Source organism: Streptomyces soli (genome assembly GCF_003999195.1).
Taxonomy (GTDB): Bacteria; Actinomycetota; Actinomycetes; order Streptomycetales; family Streptomycetaceae; genus Actinacidiphila; species Actinacidiphila soli.
The window spans coordinates 1-4655 of the sequence record NZ_RJVR01000187.1 but is presented as its reverse complement, the minus strand read 5'-3'; the positions used below and the strand labels follow the sequence as shown (position 1 = coordinate 4655).

The window sequence follows — 4655 nt, the reverse complement described above, 5'->3', positions numbered from 1 at the left end:
GCCCGGTACTCGGAGACGGGTACGCCGGGTTCGGAGAGCGGCCTGAAGAAACGGACCGGTGGCAACACCGGAACCGCGCTTCAGGCCGACTCAACCGACCCAGTCTGGGTCCGCACCCAGGACGGCACCCTCTACCCTGCCCCGGTGATGGACGCTCCGGGCGTGTCCTGGGGCTACCGTGGGTCCGGCCCGGGAGCGCTCGCCACCCTCATCGGCCGCCTGCTGAACGACGGGGCGGCCCACGCCCTCACCTACGGCGATAGCGACGTCCTCAACGCCGAGCCCAAGCTGGAAGCGTTCCTCCAGTTGAAGCACCAGCGCGGCATGCGCCTGCCCCGCCGCCTTCTGGAGAACGTTCGGCAGAACGGGCCGGACAAGCTGGGGCTGTTCGACCGGCTCAGGTTCGGCCGCCCGCCGGGCCGCCACATCCACGGCACAGCGCAGCGCCCAGCCGGCTCCCCGCAGACCGCCGCCCCACCACACCACCCACCACACACCACCAACACCCAGGTACACAAAGGCAGGCAGACGAGGGGAAGTCAGCACGGCGCAAGCGCCGAACAGGGTCGCTGAGCAGGGGAAACGCGGACTCACCACGAAGAGCGCCGCAAGTGATGGTGCAAGGAATGGTGCAAGGGATGCCGCAAGTAATGGTGCAGGTGATGTTGCCAGAGCCTGGGGTGAGGGAGTACTATTATGAATGTTGGAACGGGCGGACGGCAAACCGCTCGATCCGGTGGCCGGAACGGCAGCTCCGGCCACCGGGCCCAACCCTGTAGGTGTCAAGAACCACGCCGTGCTGGTCAGGCCACGTGTTGGTACTCGTGCAGGATGCCGTCGAGGCGGTCGTTTCGGTGGACGTTGAGGTGGGTGAGTTGGCCGGTGATCGGTTCGGGCAGGGGACGTAGCGGTGCGGCGCTTACGAGGGTGCGGTGGGGCCTGTACCGGTTGTAGAACTGCTCGTATTCGCGCAGCGCGTGGAGTCAGTGCATCTCCGAGGCGAAAAACTTCGTCGCCTTGCGCAGGATTTCCCGCTCGGTGGCCAGCGTCGCGTTCTCCTTGCGCGCGGCCTTCAGCTCCGCGCGAAACGCTTCGTTCTCGGCCTCGAGCTCCTCCTGGGTCCGCTCGCTCACCCGGTCATCCTTCGTGCTCTTCCTCGCCGTCGTGTCGCCTTGCGCGTCGGCGGCGTCGATCCACCGGCGCAGTGTGTCCCGTCGGATGCCCAGGTCACGGGCCACCTGGGGCGATCGTGAGGTCCGGGTCCGAGTGGTACAAGGCCACAGCATCAACCTTGAACTCAGGCGAATACACCTTCATGACCACAAGTGGTCCCTCCTCCCCGGTTCCCACCGGGGCCGGGGAGGAGGGACCACCACTCAGTGGGAAGGTCCGCACCGTGACCGGCCAGTGGGACCCGAACATCCGTGCATGGACGTAGCCATCCTGCCTCGCGGCGTGGCCAGCCATCGGCCTGGCCGCACTCTTCGAATGGATGGCGTACGGACAGCCGTCACTGAACGTGCCCGCACGGCCCGTGACAAGGCACCCACCTGACGGTCAACAAGAACCAGTGACGACAGCCCCACCCCTGGCAGCTTGCTGGCGCGCGCCATGGGTCGAGCCGCGGTACCGCCACCTATCCCTCCGGTCAGTTGGGCCGGCGGGGCGCACACGACAAGAGCGGGACCTCGGCCCGCGGGCCCAGGACACGTTCGAGGTGCGGGTCGATCTGGGTGAGCAAGCCGCGCAGCCGGTTGCTGATGCGGGTGGCCTCGCCGGCCAAGTCGTCGTCGAAGCCGACGATCATCTCCAGCTCGTCGTCCAGCTCGATGGCGCGGAGGGTGTGCGGCATCGACCGGGCGGCGTCGGCGATGACGAAGGCGTCGCGGGCGTCGGTCTTGGCCTCGCCGGGATAGAGGTCGGCGATCCACCGCATAGTGAGACCGGGCAGATAGGCGACCTGGCAGCCCATGTCGCGGGCCACCGCGATGGGCAGGGCGCCGATGGAGGCCGGCTGGTCGACGATCGCGAGGACGGTGCCGTGCTTGGACCGCAACTTCGCGAAGACCTCGCGGAGTTTGGGTTTGCTGTTGGGCAGCCGCTTGTCGAAGGCTTTCTTCCCGGTCGGGGTGACTGCGGTGGCGTGCTGTTCGCCCTTGCCGACGTCCAGGCCGAGGAAGGCGCCGATTTCGCTGGTGTCGATCACGTGCAGTCTCCGGTCGTACTTGCCAGGCCTTGGCGCGGCACCGATCACCACATCCACATTACGAAGAGCCTCCCTGCCTCCGGAGAAGCCGGTGATCATGCCCCTAATCAGCGGTCTGTCGAGCCGGTGACACCACCCCCAGGGCCATGCGTTCGACAAGGGGGGACCAGTCGTGCCAGCTCCAGAGGCCGGGAGCCCCATTGCGGGGCCACGAAGAAGGTAAGGAGGGCGACCGGCAGAATGAGTCCACGGGGCCGGATCGGAGGCGGAGTTGAGTGCAGCGGAGAGTGCCGGCGGGTCGGCACGCCGACCCGACCTCGCCGTACCCTGCCTGGTCGGCCGCAACCGCGACCTTTCGTTGTTCGATCAGGCCCTCGACGGGCGGCCGGGCCTCATCGTGGTCGCGGGTGAGGCGGGGATCGGGAAGACCCGGCTGCTCCATGAGCTCCTGCGGCGGCGTCGGGAGACGGCGCTGGTCGCGGTGTGCCCGCCGTTCCGGGAGCCGTACACGCTCGGCCCGGTCGTCGACGCCGTACGCCGGCTGGCCGAGTGTGTCGCCGGCCTGCCCCTCACCGGGCTGGCGGGGGCGCTGCGGGCGGTCTTCCCGGAATGGGCCGAGCAGCTGCCGCCTGCGCCCGAGCCGCTGCCCGACGCCGCAGCCGCCCGGCACCGTCTGCTCCGCGCGCTCGTCGAGCTCATCGACGCCCTCGGCGTCGGGCTGTTCGTGGTGGAGGACGCCCACTGGGCCGACGAGACCACGCTTGAGCTCCTGCTGTTCCTGCGGGCCCGGTGGGAGCGGGGCCCGCGCCTCGTCCTCACCTACCGGCCCGAGGACGTCCGCCCGGAGTCGCTGCTGCGCCGGCTGGTCGCGCAGGCCGGCGTCACCCGCCTGGAACCCAAACCCTTGGACACCGCTGGGACGGCGGACCTGGTGTCCTCGATGCTTGGCGGGGAGCCGGTCTCGGTGGAGTTCGCCGAGTTCCTCCGCAGCCACACCGACGGGCTGCCGCTCGCGATTGAGGAGTCCGTCCGTCTGCTTTACGACCGCGCGGACCTGGTCTGTGAGGACGGCGCCTGGCTGCGGCGCGACGTCGCGGAACTCGACGTACCGCCCAGCATCCGCGACGCCGTGCTCGAGCGGACCTCCCGCCTCGGGCCGGCGGCAGGCGCGGCGCTGGCCGCGCTCGCCGTGCTCGAGGGGGAGCGGGCGCCGGCGCTGGTCGCAGAGGTCGCCGGCGTAGCCCTGCAAGAGGCGGAGAACGGTCTGGTCGAGGCAATCGCCGGCGGGCTGCTGCACGAGGACCGCGACGCCCGGGTGGGGTTCCGTCACGTGCTGGCCGCGCGCAGCGTCTACCACGCCCTCGGCGCCATCGAGCGCAGTCGCATCCACCGCCGCGTCGGGGTAGCCCTCGAGCGGGAGCCGGTACGCCGCGTCGCCGAACTGGCCCGACACTTCCGGGAGGCGGGCGACCCGGGTCGCTGGGCGGTGTACGCCGAGCAGGCGGCGGACCATGCGATCTCGTCGGGCGACCCACGTACGGCGTTCGGGCTGCTCCTCGACCTCCTCGCCGGCGGTGCCGTCCGCGGCGCGGCGGTGTCTCGTCTGGTGCAGCGCATGCCGCTGTACGCCGCACCCGGTAACGGGCCGCTGCGGGAACTCGTCACCGTGCTGCGCGAGACCGCCGCCGGCGAACTCACGCGGGAGGAGCGGACCGAGGCCACCTGGCAGCTGGCCCGGCTGATGTTCCACGTCGGTGACGTGGAGGCCGCCTCGGTGGAGATGGAGCGGGCCGTGCCGGGGCTGGTCCAGGACCGGCCGGCCGCCGCCGTCCACGCGATGATGATGCTCGCTCGTCCGCTCGGTACCACGCGCCCGGCGGAGCATCACCGTGACTGGCTGGAGCGCGCCGGGCGTCTCATCGGGTCGTGGCCGGGCCCGTCGCCCGAAAACCGGCTCTCCTTTCTCGTGGACCGCGCCGCCACGCTCCTGGTGCTCGGCGATCCCGCCGGTTGGGCGGCAGCACGCGACCTGCCAGCCGAGGGGGAGACCCCCGGCGAGGTGCTGCATCGCGCCCGGGGGTTCGCCAACCTCGGTGAGGCGGCGATGCTGTGGGGCCGCTACGACGACGCCCGGCGCCGGCTCGATGCGGCCGCCGCCCTGGCCGAGGAGCACCAACACCTGCGCCTGCGCGACCTCGTCGGGGCGACCCTTGCTCACCTCGACTGGCTCACCGGCGCCTGGACGGGCCCAATGAAGTGGCAGGCCGTGGCCCTCGACGCTGACGAACCCGTGTTGCGCGCCGACGCACTGCTGCTGGCCGGTCTGCTCGACGCCGCTCGCGGCGACCACCGCCGGGCACAGGAGCGGGTCCGCGCCGCGATCGCGGTCGGGCGTCCGCGCGGCCCCGCCGACGGGTCTCGCGACCCGTCCGCCGTGCTCGCGCGGCTG

At 71.0% G+C, this 4655-nt stretch carries 2 protein-coding genes and 2 pseudogenes; 2 read left to right on the top strand and 2 right to left on the bottom strand.

Annotated elements, in window-relative coordinates; genetic code table 11:
• Positions 1 to 573: pseudogene (locus tag EFK10_RS17140) on the top strand (hypothetical protein); the annotation flags it as partial.
• Between the two features lie 410 nt (positions 574 to 983).
• On the opposite strand, the gene EFK10_RS17135 reads toward EFK10_RS17140, so the two are convergent.
• Together EFK10_RS17135 and EFK10_RS17130 are read right to left on the bottom strand one after the other, a co-directional pair.
• Positions 984 to 1238 carry a hypothetical protein gene (locus tag EFK10_RS17135; RefSeq protein WP_127356551.1) on the bottom strand — a complete coding sequence of 85 codons (255 nt, stop codon included), beginning with the start codon at positions 1236 to 1238 and terminating at the stop codon, positions 984 to 986.
• Positions 1239 to 1681: 443 nt separating this feature from the next.
• Positions 1682 to 2206 (bottom strand): annotated as a pseudogene (locus EFK10_RS17130) (IS110 family transposase); the annotation flags it as partial.
• A gap of 271 nt (positions 2207 to 2477) precedes the next feature.
• Between EFK10_RS17130 and EFK10_RS17125 the strand changes: the two are divergent.
• Positions 2478 to 4655, top strand: a 2178-nt coding sequence (locus EFK10_RS17125; RefSeq protein ID WP_127356550.1) for an ATP-binding protein, incomplete at its 3' end; no start/stop codon positions are given.